Origin of the sequence: Pseudomonas sp. RW10S2 (genome assembly GCF_014268985.1) — a bacterium.
GTDB lineage: Bacteria > Pseudomonadota > Gammaproteobacteria > Pseudomonadales > Pseudomonadaceae > Aquipseudomonas > Aquipseudomonas wayambapalatensis.
The window spans coordinates 99,363-113,263 of the sequence record NZ_JABWRO010000003.1; the positions used below are offsets into that span (position 1 = coordinate 99,363).

At 62.6% G+C, this 13,901-nt stretch carries 15 protein-coding genes; 4 read left to right on the forward strand and 11 right to left on the reverse strand.

All coding sequences use genetic code 11. The features are described 5' to 3' along the window. Window positions 1–3 precede the first annotated feature (3 nt). The 7 genes from HU729_RS01745 to HU729_RS01775 all read right to left on the reverse strand — a co-directional run bounded on the left by HU729_RS01745 (window position 4) and on the right by HU729_RS01775 (window position 7,156). Window positions 4–369 (reverse strand): Na+/H+ antiporter subunit G, encoded by a 366-nt coding sequence (locus HU729_RS01745; RefSeq protein WP_186666148.1) that lies wholly within the window; start codon window positions 367–369, stop codon window positions 4–6. Beyond that, a complete protein-coding gene (locus HU729_RS01750) occupies window positions 366–644 on the reverse strand; it encodes a K+/H+ antiporter subunit F (RefSeq protein ID WP_054894322.1) in 279 nt (92 codons plus the stop codon). Before HU729_RS01750 ends, HU729_RS01745 begins: the two co-directional genes overlap by 4 nt. Beyond that, a complete protein-coding gene (locus tag HU729_RS01755) occupies window positions 641–1,129 on the reverse strand; it encodes a Na+/H+ antiporter subunit E (protein WP_186708040.1) in 489 nt (162 codons plus the stop codon). The genes HU729_RS01750 and HU729_RS01755 overlap by 4 nt, the downstream gene beginning before the upstream one ends. Continuing rightward, window positions 1,126–2,802, reverse strand: a complete 1,677-nt coding sequence (locus HU729_RS01760) for a monovalent cation/H+ antiporter subunit D (RefSeq protein WP_186666146.1) — start codon at window positions 2,800–2,802, stop codon at window positions 1,126–1,128. The genes HU729_RS01755 and HU729_RS01760 overlap by 4 nt, the downstream gene beginning before the upstream one ends. Further along, a complete protein-coding gene (locus tag HU729_RS01765) occupies window positions 2,799–3,143 on the reverse strand; it encodes a Na+/H+ antiporter subunit C (protein WP_186666145.1) in 345 nt (114 codons plus the stop codon). Before HU729_RS01765 ends, HU729_RS01760 begins: the two co-directional genes overlap by 4 nt. Continuing rightward, window positions 3,143–6,055 (reverse strand): monovalent cation/H+ antiporter subunit A, encoded by a 2,913-nt coding sequence (locus HU729_RS01770; RefSeq protein WP_186666144.1) that lies wholly within the window; start codon window positions 6,053–6,055, stop codon window positions 3,143–3,145. The genes HU729_RS01765 and HU729_RS01770 overlap by 1 nt, the downstream gene beginning before the upstream one ends. A gap of 150 nt (window positions 6,056–6,205) precedes the next feature. Beyond that, window positions 6,206–7,156, reverse strand: coding sequence for a DMT family transporter (locus HU729_RS01775; protein WP_186708042.1), 951 nt, complete (start codon window positions 7,154–7,156; stop codon window positions 6,206–6,208). 83 nt (window positions 7,157–7,239) lie between these two features. Here HU729_RS01775 and HU729_RS01780 point away from each other — a divergent pair, with 83 nt between their 5' ends. After that, complete coding sequence (locus tag HU729_RS01780) at window positions 7,240–7,803, forward strand: helix-turn-helix domain-containing protein (protein WP_186708044.1); 564 nt, start codon at window positions 7,240–7,242, stop codon at window positions 7,801–7,803. Window positions 7,804–7,811: 8 nt separating this feature from the next. Here the strand turns inward: HU729_RS01780 and HU729_RS01785 are convergent, their stop codons facing one another. Further along, the gene (locus tag HU729_RS01785) at window positions 7,812–8,360 is read right to left on the reverse strand and encodes a cysteine hydrolase family protein (RefSeq protein ID WP_186666141.1); all 549 of its coding nucleotides are present in this window, start codon (window positions 8,358–8,360) and stop codon (window positions 7,812–7,814) included. Window positions 8,361–8,445: 85 nt separating this feature from the next. Between HU729_RS01785 and HU729_RS01790 the strand changes: the two genes are divergently transcribed. After that, on the forward strand, window positions 8,446–9,429 hold the full coding sequence (locus HU729_RS01790) for a helix-turn-helix domain-containing protein (RefSeq protein ID WP_186708046.1): 984 nt from the start codon (window positions 8,446–8,448) through the stop codon (window positions 9,427–9,429). On the opposite strand, the gene soxR is transcribed toward HU729_RS01790, so the two are convergent. Beyond that, window positions 9,399–9,890 carry a redox-sensitive transcriptional activator SoxR gene (gene soxR, locus HU729_RS01795; protein ID WP_186666139.1) on the reverse strand — a complete coding sequence of 164 codons (492 nt, stop codon included), beginning with the start codon at window positions 9,888–9,890 and terminating at the stop codon, window positions 9,399–9,401. The genes HU729_RS01790 and soxR overlap by 31 nt on opposite strands. A gap of 87 nt (window positions 9,891–9,977) precedes the next feature. On the opposite strand from soxR, the gene HU729_RS01800 reads away from it, so the two are divergent. Further along, the gene (locus HU729_RS01800; protein ID WP_186666137.1) at window positions 9,978–10,358 is read left to right on the forward strand and encodes an antibiotic biosynthesis monooxygenase; all 381 of its coding nucleotides are present in this window, start codon (window positions 9,978–9,980) and stop codon (window positions 10,356–10,358) included. 159 nt (window positions 10,359–10,517) lie between these two features. Next, entirely contained in the window at window positions 10,518–12,326 is a 1,809-nt protein-coding gene (locus tag HU729_RS01805) for an aminopeptidase P family protein (RefSeq protein WP_186666135.1), read from the forward strand. Between the two features lie 46 nt (window positions 12,327–12,372). Here the strand turns inward: HU729_RS01805 and HU729_RS01810 are convergent, their stop codons facing one another. Both HU729_RS01810 and rhtA read right to left on the reverse strand, forming a co-directional pair. After that, window positions 12,373–12,654: a hypothetical protein gene (locus tag HU729_RS01810; protein ID WP_054894309.1), complete on the reverse strand. Its 282-nt coding sequence runs from the start codon at window positions 12,652–12,654 to the stop codon at window positions 12,373–12,375. Window positions 12,655–12,838: 184 nt separating this feature from the next. After that, on the reverse strand, window positions 12,839–13,726 hold the full coding sequence (rhtA, locus tag HU729_RS01815; protein WP_186666133.1) for a threonine/homoserine exporter RhtA: 888 nt from the start codon (window positions 13,724–13,726) through the stop codon (window positions 12,839–12,841). Between the last annotated feature and the right edge of the window lie 175 nt (window positions 13,727–13,901).

The following is a 13,901-nucleotide window of genomic DNA, read 5'->3' on the forward strand; positions in this document are numbered from 1 at the left end:
CGCTCAGTTGCCCCGGTCGCCACCGCTGCTGACCTCATCCGGCACCTGCTCTCCAGACATGCGTTTGCGGAACAGGGCGGCCCGCGCGAGCAACAGCGTAGTCACCGGCACGGTAATCGACAGCAGGATCGGTATCAGCCAGGCATGCAGCACCGGCCCCTGCTTGAGACCGGAAAAGTACAGGATTGAGGCGAGGCTGACGCACCAGGCGCCGATGGTCGAGGCCAGTGCCGGGGGATGCATGCGTTGGAAGTAATCCTTCAGGCGCACCAGTCCGATTGCACCGACCAAAGCGAACAGGCTGCCTGTAAGCAGCAGTACGGCCGTGGCAAGCTCCAGCCAGAACGGTAGTTCGACAGTCTGGATCATTCGATCACCTCTCCGCGCAGCAGGAACTTGGCCAGGGCAAAGGAGCCGACGAAACCGAACAGGGCGATCAGCATCGCACCTTCGAAGTAGGTATCACTGGCATAGCGGATGCCCAGTACCAGCATCATCAGCATGGCCAGGATGTACAGGTAGTCCAGCGCCAGGACCCGGTCCTGCGCCGAAGGGCCGCGGAACACCCTGACCAGCGCCAGGGCCATGGCGATGATGAAGATGAACAGGCTGGCGAGAATGGCGTTGGCGAGCAGGCCAGTCATTCGAAGATCTCCATCAGCGGGCGTTCGTAGGTGTGCTTGAAGTGTTCGATGAAGGCGGCTTCGTCGTCCAGGTCGAACACATGCAGCAACAGGATGCTGCGATCCAGGGCCAGCTCTGACCAGACCGTGCCGGGCACCACTGTGGTGATCATCGACAGGGCGGCCAGGCCATGGGCGTCGCGCAGCGACAGGGGGATGTGCACGAAGGCAGAACGTGGTGGATGGCTGCTGGCTCGCAGCACGCCTCGGGCAACCTGCAGGTTGGAGAGGATCACATCCAGGCCCACACGGCCGATCAAGCGTGCAATCACCAGCGGGCGGCGGATATGGGCGTGTTGCGGGCGCAATGGCGCCATCAGCACGGGTGCAAGGATGCCGAGGGCGGCGCCAAGCAGCAGATTGCCAGGGCTGACGGAAAGGTTCAGCACCAGCCACAGCACGAACAGCGCCAGTGACAGTAGCGGGGCGGGGAACAGCCGGTTCATGGTTGTACCTGCGTCATGGTGGTCGGCCCAGGCACGGGGCGGGTGGACATCACCGCTTGGATATAGGCGTCGGGTGCCTGCAGGCCAGCGGCGGTGTCCTGGGTGTAGCGCAGCAGCGGCTCGGCCTGGATGCTGAGGGCAATGCACAACCCCAGCAGTAGCACGATCGGTACGCATTCATAGCGGCGCAGCAATGGCGATGGCCGCTCCTCCGGTTTCCAGAAGCGCTGGATGCCCACGCGGCCGAAGGCGATCAGCGATGCCATGCCCGATAGCAGCAACAGGGCTACCAGGCACCAACCCGCCGCTGACAGGGGCTGCTCGGGTGGCATGCCCAGGCCTTGCGGGTTGAACAGTGCGCTGATCAGGTTGAGCTTGCCGATGAAGCCGGACAGCGGCGGCATGCCAATGATCAGCAGTGCGCAGGCGATGAAGCTCAAGCCTAGGAAGGCCATGGTCCAGGGAATGATCTGACCGATCACTGCCTTCTGCTCGTCGTCGAGGTTGATGCCCTTGGGTGGGTGCAGGGACTCGAGCGGCGGCGGGATGGCGTCCTCTTCGTCGTCCAGGGGCGCTTCGTTGGCCGAGCGCGAGCGCTCGATCAATTCGGCCAGCAGGAACAAGGCGCACAAGGCCAGGGTGGAACTGGTGAGGTAGAACAGTGCCGCGCCGGTGAGGGCCGCCTGACCAAAACCGACCGAGGCCAGCAACGTGCCAGCCGAGACCAGGATGCTCAGCGCGGCGAGACGCTCCAGGCGCTGGGCGGCGAGGATCGAGACGGCAGCCACCGCGAGGGTGACGAGGCCGCCGTACACCAGCCATTCCCCACCGAAATTCGCCGAGGCGCCTGCCTGGCCCGAGAACAGTAACGTCCACAGACGCAGCACTGCGTACAGGCCGACCTTGGTCATGATGGCGAACAGTGCAGCGACCGGTGCGCTGGCCGAAGAGTAGGCAGGCACCAGCCAGAAGTTCAGCGGCCAGACACCGGCCTTGACCAGGAATGCCATGGCCAGGATCGCCGCTCCGGCGTGCAGCAAGCCGCGATCGGCCTCTGCAACCAGCGGGATCTTAAGTGCGAGGTCGGCCATGTTCAGTGTGCCCGTCACGCCATAGAGCATGGCCGCGCCGACCAGAAACAGCGACGAGGCGAACAGGTTGATGGCGATGTAGTGCAGCCCGGCCCTGACCCGCGCGCGTCCCGAACCGTGCAGCAACAGACCGTAGGACGCCGCCAGCAGTACCTCGAAGAACACGAACAGGTTGAAGAGATCGGCGGTCAGGAACGCGCCGTAAAGGCCCATCAGCTGAATCTGGAACAGTGCGTGGAAGCTGGCGCCGGCACCGTCCCAGCGGGCACGGGCGAACAGCAGGGCGCTGACGCCGATGACTCCGGTCAGGGTAAGCAGCAGTGCGGACAGGTGATCGAGTACCAGCACGATACCGAACGGCGCCGGCCAGTTGCCGGGCAGGTAGACGCCGATGGACTCGGCCTGGCCCTGGCCGCGTACCCACATCAGCAGCGTCACGGCGATACCCAAACCGATCAGGCTCGACAGCAGGTTCAGGCGCGCCTTGAACTGGCGGTGCTTTTCGCCGATCAGCAGCATGATCGCAGCGGTTACCAGTGGTAGCAGGATCGGGGCGACAATCAGTTGATTCATCCAGCTCATTCCTCACGCTCCCGGCCATCGACATGGTCGGTGCCGGTCAGGCCACGCGAGGCCAGCAGGACCACCAGGAACAGGGCAGTCATGGCGAAGCTGATGACGATGGCAGTCAACACCAGTGCCTGCGGTAGCGGGTCGGTGTAGTTCAGCAGGTCCTGTGGGACGCCGTCCTTGATGATCGGCTCCTTGCCGATGAACAGGCTACCCATGCTGAAGATGAACAAATTGACGCCGTAGGAGAGCAGGCACAGGCCCATGATGACCTGGTAGGTCCGTGGGCGCAGTACCAGCCAGACTCCGGAGGCGGCCAGTACGCCGATGGCGACTGCGATGACTTCTTCCATCAGGCGGCTCCTGTCTGGCTGGATTTAGGATGGCCTGGGCGATAGGCACGTACCGATTGGTGTGCCAGGGCGGTCAGGATCAAGAGCGTGGAGCCGACAACCACGGTGTACACGCCGATATCGAAGAACAAGGCGCTGGCGACATGGATGTCACCGAGCAACGGCAGATGCAGGTGCGCAGTGTGGGTGGTGAGGAACGGATAACCCAGCAACATGGCGACCGCGCCGGTGAGCGTGGCGCACAGCAATCCGGTGCCCATCCAGCGCAGCGGCCGTAGGCTCATCTGAGCCTCGACCCACTGGGTGCCCGCGACCATGTACTGCAGGATGAACGCCACCGACATCACCAGCCCGGCGACGAAGCCGCCGCCTGGTTGGTTGTGGCCACGCATGAACAGGTACATCGAGACCAGCAGGGCGATCGGCAGCAGCAGACGTACCAGCACCGCAGGCACCATCATGAAACCCAGTGCGGTGTCGGTCACATGCCGTGGGTTGACCAGGTCGGTGATCACGTCCGGCGCCAGTTGGCGCTGCTGTGTCGGCAACTGCATGCTTTCTTTCGGCGGGCGGAAGCGGCGCAGCAGGGCGAAGACCGTTAGCGCCACTGCGACCAGCACAGTGATTTCACCCAAGGTATCGAAGCCGCGGAAGTCCACCAACATCACATTGACCACGTTGGTGCCGCCGCCTTCGGGGAGTGCGCGGCTCAGGTAGAACGATGAGATGTCGTTGGGCGTGGGGCGCGTCAGCATGGCGTACGACAGCAGCGCCATACCGCCGCCGACCAGCACTGCAAGTAGCAGGTCGCGCAGGCGTCGCAGGCGTGCACGCTCCTGGCTACCAGGCAGGGGCGAGACACCTTCGATTCGGCGCGGCAGCCAGCGCAGGCCCAGCAGGATCAGCACCGTGGTGACGACTTCGACCACCAGCTGCGTGAGTGCAAGGTCAGGAGCAGAGAACCAGACGAAGGTGATGCAGGTCATCAAGCCGCAGACGCTGACCATGATCAGCGCCGCCAGACGGTGGTACTTAGCCTGCCAGGCTGCGCCGATGGCGCAGGCAATTGCTATCAGCCACATGGCGACGAATACACCGGACCCGGGGATCTTGGGGCGGTCCCCCCAACTTATGCCGCTGTACAGCATGGGCGTCAGCCCGGCGAGGAAGGCGGCAACGACCAGCATGAACAACTGAGTCTGCAAGCGGCGGCTGGTCAACAGCCCTTCTAGGTGCCGGGCCAGCAGCATCAAGCGTACCAGTCCATGCTCGAACAGCCGCTTGCCATTGAAGCGTTCGATCAGCGGCGGGTAGGGGAAGCGGCCCAGGCGCAATTGTTTGCGCAGTAACAGGTAGAGCACTACGCCGCCGCACATGGCGATCAGGCTCATGATCAAAGGCGCGTTCCAGCCGTGCCAGATGGCCAGGCTGTATTCTGGCAGGGTGCCGCCTACCACCGGCAACGCTGCGGCAGCCAGCAGCGGGCCGACCGACTGGGCAGGGAAGATGCCAACTACAAGGCAGGTCAGGACCAGCAACTCGACCGGAGCGCGCATCCAGCGCGGTGGTTCGTGCGGTGTATGCGGAAGGTCCTGGGCGGTCGGACCGAAGAATACGTCGACCGTAAAGCGTAGGGCGTAGGCAACACTGAACGTGCCTGCGAGGGTGGCGATCACCGGCAAGGCGGCCTCGACCCAGGCACTGGAAGTAATGAATACGGTTTCGGCGAAGAACATTTCCTTGGAAAGGAAGCCGTTCATCAGAGGCACGCCGGCCATGGAGGCACTGGCGACCATGGCCAGGGTGGCGGTATAGGGCACCAGGCGTATCAGTCCGCTGAGACGGCGGATGTCGCGGGTGCCACTTTCATGGTCGATGATGCCGGCGGCCATGAACAGCGAGGCCTTGAACGTGGCGTGGTTGAGAATGTGGAACACCGCCGCAACTGCTGCAAGCGGGCTGTTCAGGCCCAGCAACAGGGTGATCAGGCCCAGGTGGCTGATGGTCGAATAGGCCAGCAAGCCCTTGAGGTCATTCTGGAACATCGCCGCGAAGGCACCGAGCAGGAGGGTACAGGCGCCTGCCCCGCCGACGATCCAGAACCACTCCTCGGTGCCCGACAGCGTTGGCCATAGGCGTGCCAGCAGGAATACCCCGGCCTTGACCATGGTCGCCGAATGCAGATAGGCCGAGACTGGCGTGGGAGCAGCCATGGCATGCGGTAGCCAGAACTGGAAGGGAAATTGCGCACTCTTGCTCAGGGCACCGATCAGGATCAGCGGTAGCAACACAGGATAGAGCGCGTGCTGGCGGACGGTTTCGCCAGCGGCCAGGACCTTGTCCAGGTCATAGCTGCCGACCACATGGCCGAGCAGCAAGGCGCCGACCAGCAGGCACAAGCCACCTGCGCCCGTGACCATCAGCGCCATGTAGGCACCGCGGCGGGCATCGCTGCGGTGGTGCCAGTAGCCGATGAGGAGGAAGGAGAACAGGCTGGTCAGCTCCCAGAAGAACACCAGCTGAATCAGGTTGCCGGAAATCACCAGCCCGAGCATTGCGCCCATGAAGGCCAGGAAGAAGGCGAAGAATCGGGGCACGGGGTCTTGGGGCGACATATAGTAGCGCGCATACAGCGACACCAGCGTACCGATACCCAGCACTAGCAGCGAGAACAGCCAGGCGAAGCCATCCATGCGCAGCACGAGGTTGAGCCCGAGGCTGGGCAGCCAGAGGAATTCTTCGCGGATCACGCCGCCATGGGCGATCTGCGGGTACAGCAGCGCTACCTGGACAGTGCCGACCAAGGCCACGAGCCCGGCGAGAATGGACTCGGCGTTACGCGCATTGTGCGGCAGCACGGCTGCCAGGCAACTGCCGATGAAGGGCAGAAGCAATAGCACTATCAAAGACATAGCGTTCTAATCTACAGAGGTTTGCCATGGATCATACGTGCCACGCTGGTGATCACCAACACGCAAGCTGTGGCAGAATCCTACAAAAGCGCTGTGACAAGCTGTTTTTTTATAACAGTTTTTTTCAGAGCATAGCCGCTGATCAGGAGTTCAACGCCCTGTCTCGCTTTCGCTTGGCGTCAGGCCTTGCGGCTCTGGAAGGGGATCGCGATCGCGGCGAATCTTCAGTTCGCTGACGACTACGGCGATCACGATCAGCAGGCCACCAATAAGCGCCACACCTGGCAAGCGGTCCCCTGCGATACGGCCAACGATGCCGGCCCAGACGGGTTCGCCGGCATAGATCAGTGTGGCGCGGGTTGGCGAGACGGATTTCTGCGCCCAGTTCATCGCTACCTGGATTACCGCGCTCATGGCACCCAGGCCAAGGGCACTGGCCAACAGCAGCCAGGAAAAGTCCGGAATGCGTTCCTGGGTCGGAACGATCATCAGGAATGATAGCGCCGAGGCAGTTGCCAGTTGCACCACGGTGACCCGGCGCACGTCGACCTTGCCGGCATAACGACTGATCAGGATGATCTCGCCGGCGATGGCCACAGCGCTGACCAGGGTCACGATTTCGCCTTCGCTGAAATGCAGCGCACCGCCCTCAGGGCCGGCCAGCAGCATCAGTCCGACGAAGGCCAGGCAAATGCCGATGCTTGGCATCAGGCCGGGCCGACGCCCCAGCACCAACCACTGCAGCAGCGGCACAAAAGGCACGTAGAGTGCCGTGATGAAGGCCGATTGGCTGCTACTGATGGTTTGCAGGCCCATGGTCTGCAAGCCATAGCCGAGCATGATCGATACACCGATCACCACGCCAGCTTTCAACTCGGTGAACGTCAGGCCCGAGAGCGCTCTCGCCGATACCAACCCGACGAAAAATGCCGCTGCCGCAAACCGCAGGCCGACGAAGAACATCGGTCCGCTCACGGCCATGACGTTGTGCACGATCAGGAACGTGCCGCCCCAGAGCATGGTGATGAACACCAGCACCCATTCGGCTTTGCTCAGGCGAAAGGATACGGACGGCCGTTGGCTGCTGGTGGTTTGGGTCATGGTCTTGCGCACTCGGAAGGGGCGGCGCACAATCGCCGCAAAGTGGGCAGTATACTGCGCAATCCCTACCAGTGAGCAATATAGTGCACAAAGATTCTTCGCACCGTGCTTCGGTGCTGCAGCACGTCAGTCAGAACATTCGCCGCTTGCGTAACGACAAAGGGCTTAGCCAGACTGCTCTGGCCGAACACTCTGGTGTGAGTCGGCGCATGCTGGTCGCCATCGAGGCGGGCGAGAAGAACGTCAGCCTCACCACCCTCGACCTGATCGCCGAAGCGCTGGGGGTGGCGTTCAGTACGCTGATCCAGGCGCCCGAGCAGCGCGATCCTGCACGCATCAACGAGCTGGCCTGGGCCGGCGAGCAGCCTGATAGCCGCGCAGTGCTGCTGGGTAGCAGCCCGGCGCGGCGCGAGGTCGAGCTCTGGGAATGGACCCTGGCACCGGGCGAGCACTATGCCAGTGAGGCTGACGCCGAGGGTTGGAGCGAGCAGATCTATGTGGTCGAGGGCTGCCTGACGCTGTTGATCGAAGGGGGTGAACTGCACCTGCGCGCTGGGGAGTTCCACATCTTCCCCAGCGACTGCCGCTATGCCTACCGCAACGACGGCGACCAGCCCACGCGATTCGTGCGTAATGTGGTGATCTGAATCCCCGCCTACCTGGCCAGCAGCGTGTCGGTACTTTCGACAGTGGCAAAGGCGAAGGCCAGCGCTGCCATGGCTGAGTCGTGCACATGCGATGCGGGCACCGTCTGTCCATTGAACTCCAGGGCCAGCGTAGCGCAGGCGTCGTGCGCCACCGAGACCTGGTAGCCGAAGTCAGAGGCGGCGCGGGTGGCCGAATCGATGCACATGTGGCTCATGGCGCCGACGATGGTCAGTGCTTTCACCTCATGCTTGTCGAGCAGCGATTTGAGCTCGGTGTCGCGAAACGCGTTGACCTGATGCTTGAGTACCACCGGCTCGTTGCTGACCGGCAGCACCTTGGCGTGGATCTCGGCGCCTGGCGAGCCGGGGGCGAAGAACGGCGCATCGGCTGATTCGAACTCGTGACGCACATGCACGACCAGGTCGCCGCGCTTGCGGGCAGCGGCGAGCAGGCGGGCAGCGTTGTCGGCCGCCGCGTCGGCGCCATCGAGAGTCCATTTGCCACCGGGGAAGTAATCGTTCTGGATATCGATGAGAATCAGGGCCTGTTTGTTCATGTCGCGTGCCTCCTTGGGCGTGGTCGTGGTGTGACGATAGTTATAGGCTTGAACGAACTACATGAGGATTGGCGCGATCGACACAATGAAGGCAAAAACTGACATCGGCGTAGGCCTGGAAATCGGCGTGCTGGTCTATCCCGAGGCGCAACGTGCCGCCGTGCATGGATTGACGGATCTGTTCACGGTCGCCAGTCGGGTCGCCTGCGAACTCGGTGGTGGGGAGCAGCTGCGGATCCGCGTCAGCCACTGGCAACTGGATCAGGCCGGCGAACTCTGCGAGGTTTACGACAGCCTGCCGGGCGTGCCCCATGATCTCAAGGTATTGGTAGTGCCGCCCAGTCTTGGTCCGGCACCTGCACCTGCGCTGCTCGAGCGGCACCGCGCGCACTTGTGCCAATGGCATGCACGCGGCACGGTGCTCGCGTCGGTGTGCATCGGCGTGTTCTTCATCGCGGCCAGTGGCCTGCTGGACGGGCGCTCGGCGAGCACCCACTGGAACTACGCCCAGACCTTGGCCGAGCGCTATCCCCAAGTACGTGCCGACGCCAGCGTATCGGTACTGGACGACGGTGACATCATGACGTCGGCCGGCCTGATGGCCTGGACCGAACTTGGGCTGCGCCTGCTGGAGCGTTTCCTTGGTGCGACTCTGGCGCGCGAGACCGCCCGCTACCTGGCGGTCGATCCGGTACCGACCCCGCTGCCCGGTGCGTTGTTCGCGCCGAGGCTGGATCACGGCGATGAAGCCGTGCTGAAGGTGCAGCACTGGCTGCAGGGGAGTGGCGCGCAAGAAGCCAATCTGGCAAGCATGGCCGGATGTGCCGGGCTTGAAGAGCGCACATTTCTGCGACGCTTTCGCGCGGCGACTGGGCTGCGTCCTACGCAATACTGCCAGCAGGTCCGGGTAGGGCGTGCCTGCCGCCTGCTGGAGTTCACCCGGCGCAGCGTCGACCAGATTGCCTGGGGCGTGGGCTACCAGGACCCCGGTGCCTTCCGTAAGGTGTTCCAGCGCATCACTGGCCTTACACCCAGTGACTACCGGCGACGTTTCGCTGTGGTTGCCTGAGCGTCCGCGCCTAGCGGGTGAGGCCCAGGACCTTGCTCGGCGAGACGGTCGTGGTGGTTGCGCAGCGGACATTCCTTCAAAGACATACAGCCGCAGCCGATACAACCATCCAGCTGGTCGCGCAGCATCATCAGTTCTTCGATGCGGTGGGTCAGGTCTTCTCGCCATTGCGCGGAGAACCGCTGCCAGTCTTCGGCGGTCGGTGTGTGCCCTTTGGGCAGTGTATTGAGCGCCTCGGCGACGTGTGCCAGCGGCACCCCGAGGCGCTGCGCCATCTTGATCACCGCTACCCGGCGCAGCATGGCCCGTTCGAAGCGGCGCTGGTTGCCGTTGTTGCGCGTGCTGTGGATCAGTCCCTTGCTTTCATAAAAGTGCAGCGCGGTCACCGCGACGCCGCTGCGCGCCGCCAACTGACCTACGCTGAGCAGGCGCTCCGGTGCCGCCACAATCTGGCTGGGCATGTCGAAATATTCCTTGACCTTGACTTAACTCGAGGTTTTACCCTGCTCGCCATCACGCTGCAAGTACCCCGAGCAAGGAGACTGTTCATGGCGGCCACCCCCCATTCCCTATGGTTTACCCAGATGATCGAGTACGAAGTGCCGGCGATTCGGCAACAGGCCCTGGCCGAGGCTTTGGTCCTGCGGGCCGAGGAGATCGCCAGCCGTTGCGATGGTCTGCTGGGTGTCAGCATTCAGGCCAGTGTCGATGGCAGCCGAGTGCTGCAGTACCTGCAATGGCAATCGCGCCAGGAGTGGGCGGCTGCCGCGTCCTGTTTCGTCGAAGAGCCGTTCCTCGACCTGTTGCAGCGTCACCAGGCGCGCGGCGTCAACTTCACGGCCTACCAGACCCTGCGTAGCCTGGTGCGGGGCCTCGATGGCGGCTTGCACTGCGAGGTTGGTGAGGCCCAGGTTCATCAAGGGGCGTAGTACTGCATGCCATTACCGGCCAATCCTGTTGTTCGCGGGATTGGCAGGGGGCAGTCCGGGCAATCGCAAGGCTGTTGCGGACGATCCGATTGCGGGCGCTGACGGCGTGTTCCATTATCCCGATCTGGAACCGTCCAAGATGTGATCGCAGGAGAGCGCATGAACAGTCTGAACCCCCTTCAAAAATCCATACCGGCACGCCTGGCGCGTGTGCGCGAGGTCATGGTCAGGGAGGGTATCGATGCCCTGTTGGTGCCCTCAGCCGACCCACACTTGTCCGAGTATCTGCCCGGCCATTGGCAAGGGCGCCAATGGCTGTCTGGCTTCCAGGGCTCGGTCGGCACGCTGGTGGTGGCCGCGGGGTTCGCCGGGTTGTGGGTCGATAGCCGCTATTGGGAGCAGGCAGAGAAGGAGTTGGCGGGCAGTGGCATCGAGCTGATGAAGCTGCTACCGGGCCAGCCAGGTGCATTGGACTGGCTGGGTGAGCAGGTTGCCAGCGGCGGTGCTGTGGCAGTTGATGGTGCGGTCATGGCGCTGGCCTCTTCCCGTCAATTGGCAGAGCGCCTGAGCGCGCGCAATGTGAGGCTGTTGACCGATCGGGACCTGCTTGGTGAGGTCTGGAGTGATCGTCCGGCCTTGCCCGGCAACCCCGTCTATCAGCACCTGCCTCCCCAGGCTACGGCCAGTCGCGCGCAGAAGCTCGTTGAGCTGCGTCAGGCCCTCGACAGCAAGGGCGCTGACTGGCATTTCATCGCTACTCTGGACGACATCGCCTGGCTGTTCAATCTGCGTGGCAGTGATGTTTCGTACAACCCGGTGTTCGTTTCCTTCGCCCTGATTAGTCGTGATCAAGCCACGCTCTTCGTCGGTCAGGACAAGATCAATAGCCATCTGCGTCAAGTACTGGCTGCCGACGGTATCCAGGTGCGTGACTACGCGGAAGTTGGTCAGGCACTTGCGGGTCTCGTTGGCGGCACTCGCCTGCTGGTCGATCCGGCGCGTGTCACCCATGGCCTGCTGGACAATCTCGACGAGCGAGTCGTGCTGGTCGAGGGCATCAATCCGACCACGCTGAGCAAGTCGCGCAAGAGCGAGGCGGATCTGGTTCATATTCGCCAGGTGATGGAGCAGGACGGTGCAGCCTTGTGCGAGTTCTTCGCCTGGTTCGAGGCGAACCTTGGGCGCGAGACCATCACCGAACTGACGGTCGATGAGCAACTGAGCGCGGCACGTGCACGGCGTCCTGACTTCGTCTCGCTGAGCTTCTCGACCATCGCGGCGTTCAATGCCAATGGTGCCATGCCCCATTACCGCGCCACCGAGCAATCGCATGCGGTGATCGAGGGTAATGGCCTGCTGCTGATCGACTCGGGCGGCCAGTACCTGGGCGGGACCACCGACATTACCCGGATGGTGCCCATCGGTACACCCAGCCTGGAGCAGAGACATGACTGCACGCGGGTGCTCAAGGGAGTGATAGCGCTGTCGCGGGCGAGTTTCCCGCGGGGCATTCTTTCGCCGTTGCTCGATGCCATCGCCCGGGCACCGATCTGGGCCGATCAGGTCGACTACGGCCATGGCACCGGGCATGGCGTGGGCTACTTCATGAATGTGCACGAGGGGCCGCAGGTCATTGCCTATCAGGCGGCAACTACGCCGCAGACGGCCATGCAGGTCGGGATGATCAGTTCGATCGAGCCGGGCACATACAGACCTGGAGCCTGGGGCGTGCGAATCGAGAATCTCGTAGTCAATCGGGAGGCGGGCAGGAGCGCTTTTGGCGACTTCCTGGCCTTTGAAACCCTGACGCTTTGCCCGATCGACACACGGTGCTTGCTGCCCGAGCTGCTCGATGTTTCGGAGCGCCTATGGCTCAACCGTTATCACGAGACCGTGCGTGAGCGATTAGCGCCCCTGTTGCAAGGCGACGCACTGACTTGGTTGAGACTGCGTACGCAACCGGTCTGATCGACCGACTCGAACGAGAAAGGGCAGCCTGAGGCTGCCCTTTCGTTTATTTGCAGATGACGATCATGCTTCGGCTGGTGTAGCCGGCGGGGTTGATCCCGAACACGTAGTCGCCCGGTTCTTCGTCGCTGTCGCTGGAGCGAGCGATCACCTTGTACCCCTTGCTGCCGCAGGACGCCTGTGCATTGGCGTAGCACTTGTCCCAGGATGATGAAAGGCCGGAGCAGTTGATGTGCAGGCCTTTCTTCCCCCGCTTCACCTCGGTCTTGGCTGTAGCGGCACACCCAGCAATGGCCAAGATGGCCAGGATGAGAAAAATACGTTTCATTCCTGTCCTTATCTGGGCGGTGAGTAGTGTCCGCCCTTCTAGTGATGACTCGTTCTTCCTGAAATTCCCCTGCTTCCGTGCCCGGTTCAGTAGATCGTCTGAAGATGATGATGCCGTGACAGCTTAAACAGCCTGGCAGACAGGTACAAGGCTGAAGCTGTTCCAAATGAAAGTATTTCTCAAATCAGTCAGCCGCTACGGGAGGGCTGCTTTCCTTGCGCATCGAGAGTGTGGCCCCTACCGAGGCAGTAATGATTGCCAGGATCGCCAGCCACTGGGTCAGGCTGAGAACTTCACCAAGGAACAAAAGCCCCGACAATGCGCCGAATGCGGGCTCGATACTCATCAGTGTGCCGAAGGTTCGCGCGGGCATCCGCGTCAGTGCGACCATTTCCAGGCTGTAGGGCAGGGCGGTAGAAAGGATTGCCACCGCAAGTGCGACCGGAATCAGCGCAGGGGTGAGCAAGGCGCTGCCGGCATGGGCGATGCCGATGGGAGCAACGAACAGCGCCGCGATCAATACGCCCAGGGCCGCAGTCTGAATGCCGTTTTCCGCGCCGGCGCGCTGGCCATATAGAATGTAGAGCGCCCAGCAGACGCCGGCACCCAAGGCGTAGGCCGCGCCGGTCAGGTCGAGGGATGCTCCCGTCTGGCCTGTCGGGATGAGCAGTAGCAGGCCGACGATGGCGAGCGCGATCCAGAGAAAGTCCAGGGCCCGGCGCGAAGCGAAGATCGCTACTGCCAGCGGACCGGTAAACTCCAGTGCCACGGCGATGCCTAGCGGAACGCTGCGCAATGACATATAGAAGAGGAAGTTCATCCCGCCCAAGGCCAGCCCATAGATGATGACGCTGCGCAGGGTGCTGGCATTGAACCTCGCGCGCCACGGACGCAGCAGCGCGAGCATGATGATGCTCGCAAAGATCAGGCGCAGTGTTGTGGTGCCCTGGGCGCCGACAACCGGAAACATGCTCTTGGCCAGTGATGCTCCGGACTGGATGGAGGCCATGGCAATCAACAGCAGGCCGATAGGGAACAGCGTAGCGGCCAGGCTGCGGGGCTGGGTGTTCATTTGGGGGAGACTGTCCTAATAAGAAGAAAAGGTGATCTGCGCAATATAGTGCGCAAATCCCGGTGGCGGGTGCAACTGCTCTTGAGGTATGCGCAGGCTAAGCCATTCATTCTGATTAAGATTTTGTGAAATAAAAGGTTGACGGCCTCTCAGATCCCCTTATAATGCGCCCCAC

Bases quoted from the DNA above. Each gene is read 5' to 3' on its own strand.
- HU729_RS01800 (WP_186666137.1), top strand. From the start codon at position 9,978: ATGGCGGCCACCCCCCATTCCCTATGGTTTACCCAGATGATCGAGTAC.
- HU729_RS01810 (WP_054894309.1), bottom strand. From the start codon at position 12,654: ATGAAACGTATTTTTCTCATCCTGGCCATCTTGGCCATTGCTGGGTGT.
- HU729_RS01790 (WP_186708046.1), top strand. From the start codon at position 8,446: ATGAAGGCAAAAACTGACATCGGCGTAGGCCTGGAAATCGGCGTGCTG.
- soxR (WP_186666139.1), bottom strand. From the start codon at position 9,890: ATGCCCAGCCAGATTGTGGCGGCACCGGAGCGCCTGCTCAGCGTAGGT.
- HU729_RS01785 (WP_186666141.1), bottom strand. From the start codon at position 8,360: ATGAACAAACAGGCCCTGATTCTCATCGATATCCAGAACGATTACTTC.
- HU729_RS01765 (WP_186666145.1), bottom strand. From the start codon at position 3,143: ATGGAAGAAGTCATCGCAGTCGCCATCGGCGTACTGGCCGCCTCCGGA.
- HU729_RS01775 (WP_186708042.1), bottom strand. From the start codon at position 7,156: ATGACCCAAACCACCAGCAGCCAACGGCCGTCCGTATCCTTTCGCCTG.
- HU729_RS01745 (WP_186666148.1), bottom strand. From the start codon at position 369: ATGATCCAGACTGTCGAACTACCGTTCTGGCTGGAGCTTGCCACGGCC.
- HU729_RS01760 (WP_186666146.1), bottom strand. From the start codon at position 2,802: ATGAGCTGGATGAATCAACTGATTGTCGCCCCGATCCTGCTACCACTG.
- HU729_RS01770 (WP_186666144.1), bottom strand. From the start codon at position 6,055: ATGTCTTTGATAGTGCTATTGCTTCTGCCCTTCATCGGCAGTTGCCTG.
- HU729_RS01805 (WP_186666135.1), top strand. From the start codon at position 10,518: ATGAACAGTCTGAACCCCCTTCAAAAATCCATACCGGCACGCCTGGCG.
- HU729_RS01755 (WP_186708040.1), bottom strand. From the start codon at position 1,129: ATGAACCGGCTGTTCCCCGCCCCGCTACTGTCACTGGCGCTGTTCGTG.
- HU729_RS01750 (WP_054894322.1), bottom strand. From the start codon at position 644: ATGACTGGCCTGCTCGCCAACGCCATTCTCGCCAGCCTGTTCATCTTC.
- rhtA (WP_186666133.1), bottom strand. From the start codon at position 13,726: ATGAACACCCAGCCCCGCAGCCTGGCCGCTACGCTGTTCCCTATCGGC.